Source organism: Zoogloea sp., from assembly GCF_028689785.1.
In the GTDB taxonomy this organism is placed as follows: Bacteria; Pseudomonadota; Gammaproteobacteria; order Burkholderiales; family Rhodocyclaceae; genus Zoogloea.
In genome coordinates, this window is record NZ_JAQVCN010000012.1 from 1 (window position 1) to 14,979 (window position 14,979).

General features: G+C 64.5%; 19 protein-coding genes, 1 tRNA gene and 1 other RNA gene. 10 read left to right on the forward strand and 11 right to left on the reverse strand.

The genetic code is table 11. The features are described from left to right. Nucleotides 1-359 precede the first annotated feature (359 nt). A complete protein-coding gene (locus PHI64_RS07810; RefSeq protein ID WP_296572956.1) occupies nucleotides 360-1,232 on the reverse strand; it encodes a hypothetical protein in 873 nt (290 codons plus the stop codon). Between the two features lie 163 nt (nucleotides 1,233-1,395). On the opposite strand from PHI64_RS07810, the gene PHI64_RS07815 reads away from it, so the two are divergent. Continuing rightward, nucleotides 1,396-1,701 (forward strand): helix-turn-helix transcriptional regulator, encoded by a 306-nt coding sequence (locus PHI64_RS07815; protein ID WP_296572953.1) that lies wholly within the window; start codon nucleotides 1,396-1,398, stop codon nucleotides 1,699-1,701. On the opposite strand, the gene PHI64_RS07820 is transcribed toward PHI64_RS07815, so the two are convergent. From PHI64_RS07820 to PHI64_RS07835, 4 genes are all read right to left on the reverse strand, one after another. After that, complete coding sequence (locus tag PHI64_RS07820; RefSeq protein ID WP_296572949.1) at nucleotides 1,689-2,291, reverse strand: hypothetical protein; 603 nt, start codon at nucleotides 2,289-2,291, stop codon at nucleotides 1,689-1,691. The two genes, PHI64_RS07815 and PHI64_RS07820, sit on opposite strands and share 13 nt — an antisense overlap. A 140-nt stretch (nucleotides 2,292-2,431) precedes the next feature. After that, on the reverse strand, nucleotides 2,432-3,403 hold the full coding sequence (locus tag PHI64_RS07825; RefSeq protein ID WP_296572946.1) for a metal-dependent phosphohydrolase: 972 nt from the start codon (nucleotides 3,401-3,403) through the stop codon (nucleotides 2,432-2,434). Further along, nucleotides 3,396-4,634, reverse strand: coding sequence for a site-specific integrase (locus tag PHI64_RS07830; RefSeq protein ID WP_296572944.1), 1,239 nt, complete (start codon nucleotides 4,632-4,634; stop codon nucleotides 3,396-3,398). The genes PHI64_RS07825 and PHI64_RS07830 overlap by 8 nt, the downstream gene beginning before the upstream one ends. Next, nucleotides 4,627-4,863, reverse strand: coding sequence for a hypothetical protein (locus PHI64_RS07835; RefSeq protein ID WP_296572941.1), 237 nt, complete (start codon nucleotides 4,861-4,863; stop codon nucleotides 4,627-4,629). The genes PHI64_RS07830 and PHI64_RS07835 overlap by 8 nt, the downstream gene beginning before the upstream one ends. A gap of 147 nt (nucleotides 4,864-5,010) precedes the next feature. On the opposite strand from PHI64_RS07835, the gene PHI64_RS07840 reads away from it, so the two are divergent. Then, nucleotides 5,011-5,226 carry a helix-turn-helix transcriptional regulator gene (locus tag PHI64_RS07840; RefSeq protein ID WP_366945156.1) on the forward strand — a complete coding sequence of 72 codons (216 nt, stop codon included), beginning with the start codon at nucleotides 5,011-5,013 and terminating at the stop codon, nucleotides 5,224-5,226. Nucleotides 5,227-5,373: 147 nt separating this feature from the next. On the opposite strand, the gene PHI64_RS07845 is transcribed toward PHI64_RS07840, so the two are convergent. After that, a tRNA-Arg gene (locus PHI64_RS07845) sits at nucleotides 5,374-5,450 on the reverse strand. Nucleotides 5,451-5,591: 141 nt separating this feature from the next. Here PHI64_RS07845 and PHI64_RS07850 point away from each other — a divergent pair. Continuing rightward, nucleotides 5,592-6,044, forward strand: a complete 453-nt coding sequence (locus PHI64_RS07850; protein WP_299881171.1) for a c-type cytochrome — start codon at nucleotides 5,592-5,594, stop codon at nucleotides 6,042-6,044. 101 nt (nucleotides 6,045-6,145) lie between these two features. Here PHI64_RS07850 and ssrS read toward each other — a convergent pair. The 4 genes from ssrS to PHI64_RS07870 all read right to left on the reverse strand — a co-directional run bounded on the left by ssrS (nucleotide 6,146) and on the right by PHI64_RS07870 (nucleotide 8,431). Further along, nucleotides 6,146-6,327: non-coding RNA, 6S RNA (gene ssrS / locus PHI64_RS07855), on the reverse strand. A 34-nt stretch (nucleotides 6,328-6,361) separates the two neighbouring features. Further along, complete coding sequence (locus tag PHI64_RS07860) at nucleotides 6,362-6,658, reverse strand: cell division protein ZapA (protein ID WP_296572929.1); 297 nt, start codon at nucleotides 6,656-6,658, stop codon at nucleotides 6,362-6,364. A 1-nt stretch (nucleotide 6,659) separates the two neighbouring features. After that, entirely contained in the window at nucleotides 6,660-6,887 is a 228-nt protein-coding gene (locus PHI64_RS07865; protein ID WP_299881175.1) for a hypothetical protein, read from the reverse strand. A gap of 32 nt (nucleotides 6,888-6,919) precedes the next feature. After that, nucleotides 6,920-8,431: a cobyric acid synthase gene (locus PHI64_RS07870; protein ID WP_299881178.1), complete on the reverse strand. Its 1,512-nt coding sequence runs from the start codon at nucleotides 8,429-8,431 to the stop codon at nucleotides 6,920-6,922. 39 nt (nucleotides 8,432-8,470) lie between these two features. Between PHI64_RS07870 and cbiB the strand changes: the two genes are divergently transcribed. Genes cbiB through PHI64_RS07895 form a run of 5 tightly spaced genes read left to right on the forward strand, consistent with a single transcriptional unit; the run spans nucleotide 8,471 to nucleotide 13,136 of the window. Beyond that, on the forward strand, nucleotides 8,471-9,409 hold the full coding sequence (gene cbiB / locus PHI64_RS07875) for an adenosylcobinamide-phosphate synthase CbiB (protein WP_299881181.1): 939 nt from the start codon (nucleotides 8,471-8,473) through the stop codon (nucleotides 9,407-9,409). Next, nucleotides 9,402-10,373 carry a threonine-phosphate decarboxylase CobD gene (gene cobD, locus PHI64_RS07880; protein WP_299881184.1) on the forward strand — a complete coding sequence of 324 codons (972 nt, stop codon included), beginning with the start codon at nucleotides 9,402-9,404 and terminating at the stop codon, nucleotides 10,371-10,373. The genes cbiB and cobD overlap by 8 nt, the downstream gene beginning before the upstream one ends. Nucleotides 10,374-10,394: 21 nt before the next feature. Continuing rightward, nucleotides 10,395-11,270: a cobalamin-binding protein gene (locus tag PHI64_RS07885; protein ID WP_299881187.1), complete on the forward strand. Its 876-nt coding sequence runs from the start codon at nucleotides 10,395-10,397 to the stop codon at nucleotides 11,268-11,270. Continuing rightward, the gene (locus tag PHI64_RS07890) at nucleotides 11,267-12,304 is read left to right on the forward strand and encodes a hypothetical protein (protein WP_299881190.1); all 1,038 of its coding nucleotides are present in this window, start codon (nucleotides 11,267-11,269) and stop codon (nucleotides 12,302-12,304) included. Before PHI64_RS07885 ends, PHI64_RS07890 begins: the two co-directional genes overlap by 4 nt. Before the next feature lie 28 nt (nucleotides 12,305-12,332). Next, nucleotides 12,333-13,136, forward strand: a complete 804-nt coding sequence (locus tag PHI64_RS07895) for a cobalamin-binding protein (RefSeq protein WP_299881193.1) — start codon at nucleotides 12,333-12,335, stop codon at nucleotides 13,134-13,136. Between the two features lie 30 nt (nucleotides 13,137-13,166). Here PHI64_RS07895 and rquA read toward each other — a convergent pair whose 3' ends face one another. Continuing rightward, nucleotides 13,167-13,853 (reverse strand): rhodoquinone biosynthesis methyltransferase RquA, encoded by a 687-nt coding sequence (gene rquA / locus PHI64_RS07900; protein WP_299881196.1) that lies wholly within the window; start codon nucleotides 13,851-13,853, stop codon nucleotides 13,167-13,169. Between the two features lie 225 nt (nucleotides 13,854-14,078). On the opposite strand from rquA, the gene PHI64_RS07905 reads away from it, so the two are divergent. Beyond that, nucleotides 14,079-14,249, forward strand: coding sequence for a hypothetical protein (locus PHI64_RS07905; RefSeq protein WP_299881199.1), 171 nt, complete (start codon nucleotides 14,079-14,081; stop codon nucleotides 14,247-14,249). Further along, nucleotides 14,224-14,958: a DNA/RNA nuclease SfsA gene (gene sfsA, locus PHI64_RS07910; protein ID WP_299881202.1), complete on the forward strand. Its 735-nt coding sequence runs from the start codon at nucleotides 14,224-14,226 to the stop codon at nucleotides 14,956-14,958. The genes PHI64_RS07905 and sfsA overlap by 26 nt, the downstream gene beginning before the upstream one ends. The last annotated feature ends 21 nt before the right edge of the window (nucleotides 14,959-14,979 follow it).

The window sequence follows — 14,979 nt, forward strand, 5'->3', positions numbered from 1 at the left end:
GCACCGCCAACACACACCTCGCCATCGACGTGGAAGGAGGTTCCCAGGAAGGGAAAAACCGATAGACTTATCCACAGCAGCCTGAATGACGGGCGGCTATCGTCCCTGGTCAAAATTCAACCGGTACACCTGGTCAGTTTTAAACCGGTACGGACAGCGCGGATCAGAAATCGAAACAAACACCTGCGTGAGCGGCATGACCGTACCTGTTTTCATGGGAAGCCCAAAAAGGCAGGAAACTACACAAAATGCGGCCCAGTGAACAGGGGGGTTTGTAATTGCATGAATGTGAACGGGATTTTTGAGGCGGTTATGCTGGGTCGATGCGATTGCCCTGTTCAATTCGGGGTAGCTTGGGTTCAGGGCAGCGACACCGAAGACGCCGGTATCCACTCCATTCGCGGTTCCCTGTTCTGCCACTGAACATAGAGAAGCGGCCCCTTGATGTCGATGATCAGGCCCCGGTACTCGAGCGACCGCATGGTGTAGGTCCGTACTTCTTCCGAGTACTTCACGACCGGTTCCGACTTGACCACGATCGTGTCGCCGATCTTCAGGCTGCGAACATACTCCTCACGTCTTGTCTGCCTTGAGGCAATCCGTTCTTGCTCCTGTGCAGCATAGTTCCGCCTTTGCATAGCTTGCCGTTCGATATCCGTTAGGCGCGCCTGAAGAGGCTTAATCACATGGTCCGGGTCGTAGCTTGAGTAGGTGTCGATGAAGGCTTTGATGGCGACTTCATTCGTGGTGTTGCGGATCCCCTCAAAGCGCGCCCTGTATTGCCAGAGCGGCTCGGTGCCTCGAACCATTTCCACTGCACCCGTCTGGGCCAGGATTCGCTCAAGCAGGCTGCGATCCAGGATCCTGTTGCCGTCCTCGTTGACGAAGAGCCGAGAGTTGCAGCGGTTGTAGTCGCCCGATTTTGAAGACCTGACCTCGGATCCAGGCTTGCAGGTGGTGTCCCAGCCACCTCTCGGAAAGTCCGGATCCGCCTTCCAATCCGCCTTCGGAAACAGCTTCACCCGCTCGGTATTCGAGTTGTTGATATCCCCAACCTCCGACGCTGTCCAGGTGCCATTGGTATTTTTCAGGTAGATCGGAATCCCGTAGCGCTGCTCGATCGGTAGGGATTGGAGTTGGTGTTTCACCGGGGAGGGCGGGTGAGGTTTTGGCTTGGTTGCGCACCCGGCAAGAGTGACGCTGATAGCCAGCGTGAGGGCCAATTTGTTCATGCTTTTGTCCTTGTCTGAGTGGCTTGACGGAATGTCTTTTGATGGACTCCCCGCCGAGGGAGTCTTGGTGCTCGAGTCCAACGATCTAGGTGCTAAGTATTCCTTAGTATGCCATAGGTGTAGTTCCTAAGAATCTCTTAGTCCTCATGTGCAGGGGACGAGGATGGACGAGAGGTCAGTGTTTGCGCGGCGCCTTCGGGCAGCCCGCGAGTCGAAGGGTGTGTCGCAGAAGCAGCTGGGCATCCTTGCCGGTATCGACCGGTTCGTCGCCAGTGCCCGGATCAATCAGTACGAGCGTGGCAAGCACGTGCCCGACTTGCAGATGGCCCAGCGCCTTGCCGCCGAACTCCATGTCCCTGTTTCCTACCTGTATGAGCCCGAGGACGACCTGGCGGAGCTGATCCGCGTTCTCGGTGGATGCAGCCCGGATCGACTCCGCGAGTTGCTCACCCAGCTTCAGGAGGGGTGAGCTGACGGTTTAGGTCGAGCGCCCGTCGGCGCCGCAGCCTCACGACCGAGGTATTGCACCTCGATTCTGTGCCGGCACCGCGCATGAGCTCTTCGGGTTTCCCCCAGAATCCCGAGTGCCGCGCCGTGTACCGCACGCGTTCTCTCCTGATGCCCGGAGTCAGTCAGTCCTCCTTGCACCCACAATGCGTCAAGCAGTCGGATTGCCAGATCCGCCCGGATGAAGAGATCGGCATAGGCATTGGCCAGAGGGCTGCGGATGTCGGTGTCGAGATGTTCCAATGCGCCTGGCTCACCTTCCTGCAAGCCGTTCGCCTCGAGCTGCTTCCGAGCCCAGCCGATCATGTTCTCGACCTTGCGGGCCTGCTGCTGGACGTAGGCTTTTAGGTACCGGGGTTCTTCCAGAGCGTAGCGGTGGCCCAGAACGTGGGGAGCAAAGACGCTGATGGCGTAGAGGCGCCAGCTGGTTTCGTCGAAGTGCTTTCTCCAGATCCCAATCAGTCGTGGATTGGAGAGGAGGACTGAACGGGAAATGCGGGTGCCACGCAGTGGCGGAATTGATGGACGAGCGTCGTCCTCATGATGATTCATGAGCGTCTCCAAGCGATGTCGGGGGAGGGGAGTGACGGGACGTCCGCTGTCATGAACAGCATAGCGAATCGTCCCCAAACCCTAAGCGAAAGCTGCGACCTGCTACTGAGCGTTTGCCTCGCAGCCGATCCGGGCTGAGTTCATTCCCTCAGGACATAAGGCCGCCCGCCCAGGTGTCGGTGGTAGGCACCGAACCCGCCTTGTGTCGGCGCGTTGCGGGCGACCAGATCTGCCTGGCCGGATAGGCGATCGACCATGGACAGGATGTGGGCATCAAGGCTGAGCGGTTCGCGCAACCCGAGCCAGTCTGGCGCCCCTTTGGCGGCGGTGATGGCGTGCAGGAGCGCCAGATAGTGCGCTTCCGGCACGATCACCCGGTGCTGGGCGCGGGCGGCGGCGATCCACTCGAGCACGGTGTGCTTGTGGCCGAGGAGGGTGCCGCGTTCGGTCATCTCGAAGCGACGGTGGCGACCATTGAAACGGTACTCCTCGGCCTTGCCGGCGTCGTGCAGCAGGCTGCTGGCGAGAAGGACAGGAAGATGCGCTTCCGCATGATGGCTGGCGAGCGCCAACGCCCGCTCGGCGACTTCGACCGCGTGCCGGAAATTGCCGTTGCGTCCATTGTGATGCCCGGCCAGAGAGCTCGGTCCATCCAGATAGCGCTCGAAGCGGTGGTGGTCCCAGAAGATCGCGTTGAAGAGATGCTGGAGCGGTCGTCCCAAGCCTTCCCAGAGTTGGGCTGCACGTGCCACCAGAGGCCTGTCCTTGACCCAACTGTGGGGGATGGTGGCAAAGGGATTCAAGCTGGCTTCCGGTCGCTCCAGTTTGACGAGGCGGGAGATCCGGATGGCGCCCGTCGTCGACACCGGGCGACCGAGCCAGCGGATCGACACCAGCGCGCCGGCCGTCAGTCGGTTGTCGGGCTGGCGGCACAGCCACTCCACCTTCAGGCCTGCCTGCTCGTGAAACAGAACGGCCTGACACAGCATATGGCGCTCATCGAAGGGGAATCGCGCAATCGATTGAATGCGGAGCACCGGGGGGAGCCGATCCACAAGCTGATCTGCGCCTGGCAGGCGGCTCGTACTGAAAGTGACTTTGACCTCAGACATCGCAGTTCTCCTTGAGCGCTTCAACGGGCAGGGCCTGGCTGGCGATCGATTGAGTGATCAGCCGCTCGAAGGCTGAGCCGTCACGACGGGTGAGATTGGGGACGTAGCGGGAATAGACCCGGAACAGCATCTCGGTGGTGGTATGGCCGAGCTGCCGGGCAATCCACTCCGGTGCCTCGCCGGCGGCGAGCCACAGGGTCGCGGCCGTGTGGCGGCACTGGTAGGGGCGCCGCTTCTTGTGGCCCAGATGACGTAGCAGCGGATACCAGACCCGGTTGGTCACGTTCTTGTGATCCAGCGGCTTGTGCAGGCGGTTGCAGAAGACAAAGTCCGAGTGCTTCCCCGTCGCCGCCTGCTGACGTTTCAGGGCGTCGAACACGAGCTGGCTCATCTGGATGTCCCGTTGAGAGCCGTCGGTCTTGGTGTACTCCTCGTCGCCGAGGACGACCGTCTCGCGGACCAGAATCAGTCGGCGCTCGAAATCGATGTACTTCCACTTGAGGCCGTCCACCTCTCCGGTGCGCATGCCAGTGAAGAAGCGCACGGTGAAGTAGTCGCGGAAATCCTCGCGTACGGTGGCGAGGATGGACTTCACCTCTTCGAGGGAGAAGGGATCCACATCGGTCCGCTTGATACGAAGCTGTTTGATGTTCTGGTAAGGCGTGGGAAAATTGAAGCGGTCGGCCGCTTCGTTGAGGATTTGCCTGAGCGGGTTCAGCATTTTGTTGATCCGTGCAGCAGACAGTTTGGTTTCCTTGCCCCGCGCGGTTACTTTGCCGAGTTCGGCGCGGTAGGCAAGTACGTCAGCCTTGGTGATCTGGCCGACCGCCATCTCCCCAAAGCGGGAAATCAGGCTGTCGAGTTCCCTGCGGATGGTGATCCGGTGGGACTTGCGCCACTCCACTTCCTTCTCCAGGTACCAGGTCTCCGCGAAGTCCTTGAAAAGAGGTGTCGGGGCGACCGTGGGTGCACTCGGTGCCGTTGCGGTCACCGTGACGGTCCCGGCCGGTGCGGCGTCGAAACGCGCTGCGTTCTTGCTGGCCGGGAAGTAGCGACGGTAGTCGAAGGTGCCGGCGGCGATGTCGGCTTCGATGCGGTCGAGTACCTTCTGGACTTTTTTCCGATTGGCGGCTGTGTCGGGGAGAGCGGTTTGTTCCCGGCAGCGAATATCCCGGTAGCGGAAGTCCAGAAAGAGTAGGTTGTTGTCGGTTCGCCGACGAATACTACCCATGACACACACCTCCGTTTGCCATCGGGATGGCGAAGCTGTCGCCGGCCGACTTCAGGCCCATGTCTCGTTCGATGTGCTCCCAGATGTACAGAATCTTCCGGCCACCAAACGGGCGGATGTAGTGCTTTCCCTCAAGGAGTACGCTGTCCTTGAGGCGTTCTCGGATGGTTCGTGGGTCGTACTTGATGAGGCCCGACAACTCGTCGGTGGTGAGGTAGGTCAGTGACATGACGGTCTCCAAGAATTAAAATCACGCAGAACTGCAAAAACGCATTCAGCTAGGCGTTTTGTCGTTCTGAATGACATTCTATCTCTCAGAAAGTCGTTGTCAATCCATTTTTGTCATTCAAGATGACTTTTTGTTCTGGAGGAAAGAATGATCCGATGCCACCTGTCCCGGATGATGGGCGAGCGGAAGCTCAAGATTGCTGACGTTGCCCGTGAAACGGGCCTACACCGCAACACGATTACCCTGCTATACAACGAGACGGCCAACCGGGTAGACATGGAGACGATCGATTGTCTCTGCGCTTTGTTTGCGTGTGGGGTAGGGGATTTGTTTGAGCGAGTGCCTGACGATTTGGGTTCGTGAAAAATAGAGGCACGGAAAGCAGCACTCGACTCCTAGCTTTTGGGCAAAAGCTGTCAGAGTGCGAGGCACGGCATGGGCACAGGATGGGCACGGCGGGGGCACAAAACAAAAATGGGCTAGATCTTTCGATCTAACCCATTGAATTTGTGGCGCGCCCGAGACGATTCGAACGTCCGACCCCTGCCTTCGGAGGGCAGTACTCTATCCAGCTGAGCTACGGGCGCGCGGTTTTCGAGAGCATTGCTTTCGAGGCGCGCAGGATAGCGCGAATCCACGCCGGAGTCCATGCTTTGCCTGACAGAAAGCGGATACCCCCGCTATAATCAATGCTTTATTAAATCTTGCCCGTTCTCGAGGAATTCAGCATGTCGGATTTTCGTCGTTCTCCCGTCCGTTCCTACGCGCGGATTGCGCTTTCTCTGGGTGTTGCCGTGATGGCGACCCAGCTCGTGGGTTGTGGCAAGAAGGCCGCGGTCGATGAGGAGTTGGCCGCCAAGCTGATTCAGCCTGTGGCGAGTGTGTCGCTGCAGGCGGCACCTGCCGCGGCGCCGGGAAGCCGCAAGGGTGAGGAAATCTATGCCGCGGTGTGTGGTGCCTGTCACGAGAGCGGCGCTGCCGGGGCCCCGAAGGCGGGTGACAAGGGCGCCTGGGCCCCCCGCCTGGGCGCTGGCCTCGATGGTCTGGCCAAGTCTGCCGCTGCCGGCAAGGGCGCAATGCCGCCGAAGGGTGGCGCTGCTGATCTGACTGATGATGAACTGAAGCGTGCTGTGGCTTTCCTGGCCAATAAGGCGGGGGCCGGTTTCAAGGCGCCGGAGTGAGTGTGCTCCGTACCAGTTCGTAGCCTTTCGGGCTGCGGGCTGGGGCAGGACGCAAAAAATGAACGTAAAAAAGCGCAGACCTAAATCTGCGCTTTTTTGTTGGGTCCCCCGCGCATGCCGTCAGGCCTTCATCCTGAACCGGAGTTCAGGGGGGCCGCATTCCTTCCGCATCAGGCACACTCGACGAGGAGCGCGCACACCAGCGGTTTCATTGGGCAGCGACCCATGTCACGTAGACATTGGTTCAAGGAATATTAAGCCTTGACCAACACCGCAGGGGATAAATCAAACCTGTGTTGCCAGCCGTCTGGGGTGGGTTAGAAGAGCGTTTCCTGCTCTGCCAAGGCACCGTCGAGACGACTGTTGATGCGTTCGATTCTACGCTTGAGCGTGGGGATGTCAAACCCGCCGGCACGCTGAAATTGCAGAAATTCGTGAGTAATGTTGAGGGCCGTCATTACCGCCAGTCGTTCGCCGGCGGAGTTGGTCTTGTCGGCCAGGTCGCGCATTTTTTCGTCGAGGTAGGTGACGGCTGCGAGCAGACCGTCCCTTTCTTCGGGCTTGCAGGCGACGCGGTATTCACGCCCCAGAAGCTTGATGTCGAGTTGTTCCATATCAGGCCTCCGGGATGCGGGCAAGCAGCGCTTCGAGGCGACTGCCGACCAGCCCGAGCTTGTCGTTGAGTTCGCGATTGGCGGATTCCAGGGCGTCGACCCGCTCCTGCAGGGCACGGTTTTCGGTTTGTGCGCTTGTGTACTGACTGTTCAGCCGGGCTTGGGCTGCGGCATGACGGTTGAGCAATTGTTCGAGCTTTTGCTCGAGAGAGGCGAGATCGGCGTCCATGGGGAGAATGGTAGAGAGGGGCGGTTGAGCGGTCAAGCAAGCTTGGCGGGGGCGGCGGCGAGGAGGGCTTCGGCGGCGCGGCCGGGGCCGAAGCAGGCGGCCAGGCGGGGCAGGTCGAGGCTGGCCTCCAGGCTGTCGGCGAGGCGGTCCAGGTCGGCCTGGCGGCGGGCCGACAGGTCGACGCGCTCCGCATCGCTGATGCCAGTCCAGGCGAGGAGGGCGGCGAGGGCGTCCGGGTGGTCGAAGAGGCCGTGGAGGTAGGTGCCGAGGATCTGCCCGTCTGCGGATAGTGCCCCGTCTACACGTCCGTCGGTGAGCTTAACGGCGGGTTGTGCCAGGGCGGGGCCGCGGGTTACGCCCATGTGGATCTCGTAGCCGTTTACCGGGGCTGCACCGGGCAGACACAGGCTGCCGGTCACGGTCTGCAACTGCTTCTCGGCCTCAAGTTCGGTCTCGGTGTCGAGCAGGCCCAGGCCGGCTACGCTGCCGGGTTTGCCTTCGAGCCCGAGGGGGTCGTGGAGCTGACGGCCGAGCATCTGGTAGCCGCCGCAGATGGCGACCACCTTGCCGCCGTAGCGCAGGTGGCGCTTGATGGATTCTTCCCAGCCCTGCTGGCGCAGCCAGGCCAGGTCGGCCTGTACGGCCTTGGAGCCGGGCAGCACGATCAAGTCGGCGGGGGGGATGGCCTGCCCAGGGCCGACCCAGCTGAAATCCACCTGTGGGTGCAGGCGCAAGGCGTCCAGGTCGGTGTGATTGGAGATGCGTGGATACACCGGCGCGACGACGTGCAGGCGGGCCTCGCCTTTCTCGGCGCGGGCATCGGCGAGGGCGTCCTCGGCGTCCAGGAAGAGACCGTGCAGATAGGGCAGCACGCCCAGCACCGGGCGGCCGGTGCGTGCCTCAAGCCAGTCGAGGCCCGACTGGAGCAAACCGATGTCGCCCCGGAAGCGGTTGATCACGAAGCCTTTGACGCGGGCCTGCTCGCTGGGGGAGAGCAGCTCCAGCGTGCCGACCAGGTGGGCGAAGACGCCGCCCCGGTCGATGTCCGCCACCAGGATCACCGGGCAGTCCACTTCTTCGGCAAAGCCCATGTTGGCAATGTCGCGGTCACGCAGATTGATTTCAGCGGGGCTGCCGGCGCCTTCCACCAGTACGGCTTCGTAGGCATCGGAGAGGCGGCCGTAGCTCTCCAGCACAGCGGCCATGGCCCGGGGTTTGTAGTTGTGATAGTCCCGCGCTGACAGGTTGGCCACGGCACGGCCGTGGATGATGACCTGGGCGCCAATGTCGGTGGAGGGCTTGAGCAGCACCGGGTTCATATCGGTGTGAGGCTCAAGGCCGGCGGCAATGGCTTGCAGGGCCTGGGCCCGGCCAATCTCGCCCCCGTCCACCGTTACCGCCGAATTGAGAGCCATGTTCTGGGGCTTGAAGGGGGCGATCCGCACGCCGCGACGCCACAGCAGGCGGGCCAGGCCGGCGACGAGGGTGCTCTTGCCGGCATCGGAGGTGGTGCCCTGAACCATCAGGGTGCGGGCTTGACGCATGACTTACAATCCAGGGTGCAATAAGCCTTTGATTATCCCATGCTCGCCTTGCTCCTCGCCGCCCTGTTTCCCGTTGTCGTACCCCTGCTGCTGGGGCTGTCCCTCGACCGCCTCCTTGGTGAACCGCGGCGCTTCCATCCCCTGGTGGGTTTCGGGCGTTATGCCGCGGCTGTCGAGCGGCTGATGCGCCGTATAGGCAGCTATCGGGGAGCCGGCCTGCTGGCCTGGATCGTTGCGGTACTGCCTTGGGTGGCATTGGCGGGCTCCCTCAAGGAGGCCCATGTGTGGCTGGGCGTGGTGGTGGATGTGGGCCTTCTGTACTTCGCCGTAGGGGGGCGCAGCCTGGCCGAGCATGCCCGGGCGGTGGCGGTGCCCCTGGCCCAGGGCGATCTGGCCAGCGCCCGTCAGCGCCTGTCGTGGATCGTCTCCCGGGATACGGCAGAGCTCGACGAGTCGGGTGTGGCCAAGGCCACCGTCGAGTCGGTACTTGAGAATGGCAACGATGCGGTCTTCGGAGCCCTGTTCTGGTTTGCCCTGCTGGGCGGCCCGGGAGCCCTGATGTTCCGCCTGGCCAATACTCTGGATGCCATGTGGGGCTACCGCACCGAGCGTTACCTGCATTTCGGCTGGGCTGCGGCGCGCATCGATGATGTGCTCAATTTTGTTCCTGCCCGGCTCACGGCCCTCAGCTACGCCTTGCTGGGGCATACGGCCAATGCTCTGCGCTGCTGGCGCACTCAGGCGCCGACCTGGGACAGCCCCAACGCGGGCCCGGTCATGGCAGCCGGTGCCGGTGCCCTGGATGTGAGCCTGGGGGGGCCGGCGATCTACCACGGCCAGCTCGAAAGCCGTCCGCCCCTGGGGGCTGGCGCACCGGCCCAGGCCGCGGACATCGACAAGGCCCTGGCTCTGGTCAGCAACAGCGTGTGGCTGTGGGTGCTGGCCGTGGCGGCGGTGAGTGCGCTGATCCATGCTTGAGCATGGCGGGCGTCTGCGCCAGGCTGCCCGGCGCTATGGCATCGCGTTGGCGGATTGGGTGGATCTGTCCGCCGGCATCAATCCGCAGGCCTACCCCGTGCCGCCCCTGGCGGCAGAGGTCTGGCAGCGTCTGCCCGAGGCGGATGACGGGTTGGAGGCCGCGGCGGCGGCGTTCTACGGCAACCCCCTGTTGCTCCCGGTCGCCGGCTCCCAGGCCGCCATCCAGGCCCTGCCCGGGTGTTTTGCACCGGCGCGGGTGCTGACCCTGGCACCAACCTATGCGGAACATCCCCACGCCTGGCGTGGGCATCAGATCCGGGCTGTTGCTGCCGAGCAGATCGCTGCGGCGCTGGGCGAGGCGGACATTCTGCTTCTGGTCCAGCCCAACAACCCCGACGGCCAGCGTTTCCCCCGGGCCCTGTTGTTGCGCTGGCATGCCGAGCTGGCGGCCCGCGGTGGCTGCCTGATCGTGGACGAGGCCTTCATCGACGCCGACCCCGCCGACAGCCTGGTGCCCCTCGCCGGCCAGCCCGGCCTGGTGGTGCTGCGTTCGGTGGGCAAGTTTTTTGGCCTGGCCGGTGCCCGGGTGGGTTTCGTGTTTGCCGAGGCCCGCATGCTGGAGGCCTTGGCTGAGCGGCTCGGGCCGTGGGCCGTGTCGGGTCCGGCCCGGCAGGTGACGGCCGCTGCACTGGCAGACACGGCCTGGCAGGCTGAGGCCCGGCGCAGTCTGGTCGGCGCGAGCCGCCGGCTGGCGGGCCTCCTTGATGAGAACGGTCTTGCGGGCGGCGGGGGAACTGCGCTGTTCCAGTGGCGTCCGACACCCCGTGCCCGCGAACTCCATGAGCAGCTTGCCGCCCAGGGCATCCTTACCCGCCTGTTCGAGGCGCCGGCCGGCCTGCGCTTTGGTCTGCCAGCCTCCGAATCCGAATGGGCCCGCCTTGCCGCGGCCCTCTCTGAAACCTGATTTCACAGGGAGAACTGTCCCATGCGTCACACCCTTCTGGCCCTAGGCCTCCTGCTCGCATCCGGCCTGGCGAATGCCGTCCTTGAGGTTACCGACGACCTGGGGCAGAACATCCGCCTGGCCCAGCCCGCCCGCCGCATCGTCAGCCTGGCTCCCCATGTAACCGAGCTGCTGTATGCCGCCGGGGCCGGCGACAAGGTGGTGGGGGTCGTGCAGTACAGCGACTACCCGGAGGCGGCAAAGAAGGTGGCCAGGGTGGGCGGCTACACCTCGGTGGACATGGAAAAGGTCGTGGCCCTCAAGCCCGACCTGGTGGTGGCCTGGAAGAGCGGCAACCGCGACGCCCATCTGGATAAGCTGCGCGGGCTGGGCATCCCGGTCTTCATCAACGAGCCGCGCAAGATCGAGGATGTGGCCCGCAGCCTGTCGCAACTGGGCCGGCTGGCCGGCACAGAAGCGGTGGCCGACGGCGCTGCCAAGGCGTTTCGCGAGCGCCATGCTGCCCTGCAGGCTCGCTATTCCAGCCGCCCCAGGGTGCGCACCTTCTACGAGATCTGGAACCGCCCTCTGATGACCATCAACGGCGAGCACCTGATCTCCGACGTGATCCGCCTGTGCGGCGGCGACAACGTCTTTGCACGCTTGCCGGTGCTGGCCCCCACCATTGACACCGAGGCCGTGCTGGCCGCGGCGCCGGAGGTGATCGTTGCCAGTGGCATGGGCGAGGCGCGGCCCGAATGGCTGGACGACTGGCGCCAATGGGCCAAGCTGCAGGCAGTCAGCCGCGGCAACCTGTTCTTCATTCCGCCCGACCAGATCCAGCGCCACACGCCGCGCATCCTCGATGGTGCGGAGCGTCTGTGTGGCCAGCTCGAAGAGGCCCGGGCGCGGCGATGAGACGGCGCTATGCCACGCTGCTTGCGCTTGGCCTGAGTTCGGCCGGTGCAGTTGAACCAGAGGCCGGCCCCGGGCCCATCCCCGGTGAAGTCGTCACCCGCATCGGTCAGGTGGCGGCCGTCCCTGCCGACGAGCGCCTGGTGCCGGGTTATGCCGGTGCGTGGCGCATGGCCGCGGCCCAGCGTCAGGTGATCGATGCCATCAAGGCCCACGAGGCCCGCGCGGCCAAGCCCTGCCAGGATGTCCGCGTCACCGCGACGGCCCAGGCCGCCCCCGATCTGCTCGAAACCAGGCCGCGCAATGTTCACCACGCCCTTGAACGGTGGACCGTACAGGCCTGCGGCGCCGAGCGTCAGTACGAGGTGTGGTACCGCTTCGAGAAAGACAACTCCCGCGTGCTGGTGGCTGATAGTGCTGGGGCCGGGTTTCAGGCCGAACTCGATCCGCCCTACCGGCGCTTGCGCGAACTGGCCGCTGCCCGCCGCCAGGAAGTGGCTGCTGGCGCCATGCGCTGGCTCAACCTGCCGCTACCCAACGATAGCGTGCCGGCATCCAACGAGAGTACCCCCCGCAGCTGGAGCGCCGAATTCGTGCCCCTGGGGGAGAGCCTGCGCGAGTGGACCCAGTTGGTCTCCGTGCAGGGCTTGCCGCGCAGCAAGGCGGCTGGACAGGCGGTGATGCTGCTGGAGGGCATGCAGCGCAGCCGTGCCGCGCGTTGCGGTGTGCCGCCGGGTGAGGTGAGCCTGCTGCCGCCCGGTGCCAACGCGCCCCACGGTGTGGTGGCCCAGACTTTTCTGGTATGCCCCCAGGTACCCGGCACCAACTATGCCGAGCTGGCGGTGGTGAAGGCCATTGAAGGGCCGGACTGGCTCTACCTGGTGCAGCGCGCCTGGCGCCTGCCGGCCGGCGATGCACAGGCCGTGCTGGCTGCGGCGCAGGAGCCGCGGCTTGCTGCCGAGGCCTTCCTGGCTTCGGTGCAGCTATGCAATCCGGCCCAGGACACCGCCGCCTGCCCGTCGCCCTTTCCCCGCTGAGCTCCACTGCTTGCCCCTGGAAACACCCATGCCCCGTCTGCCCCAGCGCATCGTCTGCCTGTCCACCGAAACCGTCGAGGTGCTCTACCTGCTCGGCGAGGAGGCGCGCATCGCCGGCATCTCCGGCTTCACCACCCATCCGCCCCGGGCACGCAAGGAGAAGCCCAAGGTCAGTGGCTTCTCCAGCGCCAAGATCGAACGCATCCTGGCGGTGGAGCCCGATCTGGTGCTGGCCTTTTCCGATCTGCAGGGCGACATCGCCCGCGACCTGGTGAAGGCCGGGGTGGCGGTGCATGTGTTCAACCATCGCAGCGTGGATGGCATTCTGGCCATGATCGAAACAGTGGGGCGCCTGGTGGGGGCCGAGGCCAGGGCGCTGGCGCTGGTGGCCGAACTGGAACAGGCCATCGCCGCCGTACGCACCGCCGGCGAGGCCCGTGCGGTGCGGCTGGGGCTGCGGCCGCGGGTTTACTTTGAAGAATGGAACGAGCCGCTGATCACCGGCATCCGTTGGGTGTCGGAGCTGATCGGGATTGCCGGGGGGGAGGACTGTTTCGGCGAGCTGTCGGTGCATCCCAACGCCCGCGAACGCATCCTCGCCGATTCATCGGTGGTCATTCCGCGGGCGCCGGATCTGATCATCGGATCGTGGTGCGGCAAGCATTTCCAGCCCAGCCATGTGACTTCCCGGCCCGGCTGGGGGGCCATCCCGGCGGTGCGCAATGGCCAGGTGCTGGAGATCAAGTCGGCCATCCTGCTGGCCCCGGGGCCGGCGGCCATCCGTGAGGGCCTGCCCGCCATCGCCGCCTGCCTCGATCGCCTGGAGGGGTGAGAGGTGAGGCGACGCCGGGCTTGAACGCCCTCAGCGGCGGATCCCCACCACTTTCTGGTACAGCCCACCGAAGAAAGTCTCCTTGTGCCATTCGAAACCGGTGGTTTCGGGCACCAGGGTGTCGATCGACTCTTCCAGCAGGGAGTTGGCAAAGGGCTCCAGGTAACGGAACACCAGGGCCATTACCGGCCCCATCGGATGCCACCAGCGCGGCTTGTGGTAGTCCACGAAGACGATCTTGCCACCCGGCTCCACGGCGTTGAGGAGGTTGGCCACGATACGGCGGCGGGCGGCGGCGGGCACCTCGTGGAGCAGGAAGAAGCAGCATACCCCGTCAAAGCTGCGCCCCACCGGCTCGGTGAGATCAGCCACCTGGGCCTGGGTGCTGCCCGGCCACGGCGCCAGTTTGCGATGGGTGTTGGCAATCTGGATGGGGGCTACGTCGAGTACCAGCAACTGGCCCGTGTCGCCCAGCCGCCGGGCCAGCCGGGGGGAGAAATCCCCATAGACGGCGGCAGCCTGGAGCGCCCGCTGACCAGGCTGAAACTCCGCCACGGCCCGGCTCATCAGCCGGTCGGCGTTGCCCCACAGGATGGCGGACACCACCACCGGCCGGTCGAGCCAGGGCAGGGTGCGGTGATCGAGGTAGGCCCAGGTGTAGGTATCCCGGAGGTAGTCCGGCAATTCGCGGGGGACAGCGGAGGTGGATTCACGCATGGCTTGGCCTGGCTGGAGTCGGATCTGCCACAGAACCGGATGGCGGCCTGAAAGCCGCATCCGCTCTGCATCTCGGGCAGATGATACGGCGATGCGGCGGCGGCGGGGTACTTCACCGCACGGATTGTTGCGCTGCAGAAATTTTTTGTTCCCGATGCTCAACCTGTTTTGCCTGCCGCCGTGATGATGGGCTGTTCCATCAATGCGCAATCGAAAAGGCAAACCATGACGAACTGGAAGGGCGTCGATTTCGAGGGCGACCCCATCGTGGTGGTAGACCTGCGCCACTACGTGCACGCCGAGCCAGATACTGGCGGGGCGCCGGCCGGCCCTGCCATCATGGCGGCTTCCTTTCACCGGGTCGACCGCCATGCGTTTTCCCAGCCCCCTTCTTGAGGCGCGACTGCTGCGCCGCTACCAGCGCTTCCTGGTGGATGTGGAGGCTGCCGACGGGCAGCTGCTCACCGCCCATTGCCCCAACACTGGCGCCATGCAGGGCTGCAAGACGCCAGGCAGCCGGGTGTGGTTGTCGCCGGCCACCAACCCGGCGCGCAAGCTGGCATGGACCTGGGAGCTGGTGGAGGCCGAGCCGGGGGTGATCGTTGGTGTGCACACCGGGCGCAGCAACGCCCTGGTCCGTGAGGCCATCGAGGGGGGCCGTGTGCCGGAACTGGGAGGCTATGCGGTGATCCGGCCGGAAGTGAAATACGGCGAGGGCAGCCGCATCGACTTCCTGCTGCAGGGGCTCGGGCGGCCCGACTGCTACCTGGAGGTGAAGAACGTCACCGCTGCGGTGGAGGGGCGAATCGGCTACTTTCCCGATGCGGTGACCACCCGTGGGGCCCGCCACCTGCGCGAGATGTCCGCCATGGTGGCCGCCGGTCACCGGGCGGTGCTGGTGTTCTGTGTGCAGCGGGGTGACGTGGATGCCGTGCGTCCGGCCGACCATATCGACCCCGATTACGGCCGGGCTTTGCGGGCGGCGCTGGCGGCCGGGGTGGAGGTGCTGGCCCTGGGCGCTCGCATCGACCCCCAGGGTATCGAGCTGGTGCGCGGGCTGGCGGTGGAGGTGCCAGGCTCCTGCCCGGTATCCGCGGGCAACTGACCCCGACCTCAGGGAATTGCG

Coding starts and splice junctions, on each gene's coding strand:
- PHI64_RS07835 (WP_296572941.1), bottom strand. CDS start 4,863: ATGTCACTGACCTACCTCACCACCGACGAGTTGTCGGGCCTCATCAAG.
- PHI64_RS07825 (WP_296572946.1), bottom strand. CDS start 3,403: ATGTCTGAGGTCAAAGTCACTTTCAGTACGAGCCGCCTGCCAGGCGCA.
- PHI64_RS07870 (WP_299881178.1), bottom strand. CDS start 8,431: ATGCGTCAAGCCCGCACCCTGATGGTTCAGGGCACCACCTCCGATGCC.
- PHI64_RS07885 (WP_299881187.1), top strand. CDS start 10,395: ATGCGTCACACCCTTCTGGCCCTAGGCCTCCTGCTCGCATCCGGCCTG.
- sfsA (WP_299881202.1), top strand. CDS start 14,224: ATGCGTTTTCCCAGCCCCCTTCTTGAGGCGCGACTGCTGCGCCGCTAC.
- PHI64_RS07890 (WP_299881190.1), top strand. CDS start 11,267: ATGAGACGGCGCTATGCCACGCTGCTTGCGCTTGGCCTGAGTTCGGCC.
- PHI64_RS07820 (WP_296572949.1), bottom strand. CDS start 2,291: ATGAATCATCATGAGGACGACGCTCGTCCATCAATTCCGCCACTGCGT.
- PHI64_RS07905 (WP_299881199.1), top strand. CDS start 14,079: ATGACGAACTGGAAGGGCGTCGATTTCGAGGGCGACCCCATCGTGGTG.
- PHI64_RS07895 (WP_299881193.1), top strand. CDS start 12,333: ATGCCCCGTCTGCCCCAGCGCATCGTCTGCCTGTCCACCGAAACCGTC.
- PHI64_RS07810 (WP_296572956.1), bottom strand. CDS start 1,232: ATGAACAAATTGGCCCTCACGCTGGCTATCAGCGTCACTCTTGCCGGG.
- PHI64_RS07830 (WP_296572944.1), bottom strand. CDS start 4,634: ATGGGTAGTATTCGTCGGCGAACCGACAACAACCTACTCTTTCTGGAC.
- PHI64_RS07840 (WP_366945156.1), top strand. CDS start 5,011: ATGATCCGATGCCACCTGTCCCGGATGATGGGCGAGCGGAAGCTCAAG.
- cbiB (WP_299881181.1), top strand. CDS start 8,471: ATGCTCGCCTTGCTCCTCGCCGCCCTGTTTCCCGTTGTCGTACCCCTG.
- PHI64_RS07860 (WP_296572929.1), bottom strand. CDS start 6,658: ATGGAACAACTCGACATCAAGCTTCTGGGGCGTGAATACCGCGTCGCC.
- PHI64_RS07815 (WP_296572953.1), top strand. CDS start 1,396: ATGGACGAGAGGTCAGTGTTTGCGCGGCGCCTTCGGGCAGCCCGCGAG.
- rquA (WP_299881196.1), bottom strand. CDS start 13,853: ATGCGTGAATCCACCTCCGCTGTCCCCCGCGAATTGCCGGACTACCTC.
- cobD (WP_299881184.1), top strand. CDS start 9,402: ATGCTTGAGCATGGCGGGCGTCTGCGCCAGGCTGCCCGGCGCTATGGC.
- PHI64_RS07865 (WP_299881175.1), bottom strand. CDS start 6,887: ATGGACGCCGATCTCGCCTCTCTCGAGCAAAAGCTCGAACAATTGCTC.
- PHI64_RS07850 (WP_299881171.1), top strand. CDS start 5,592: ATGTCGGATTTTCGTCGTTCTCCCGTCCGTTCCTACGCGCGGATTGCG.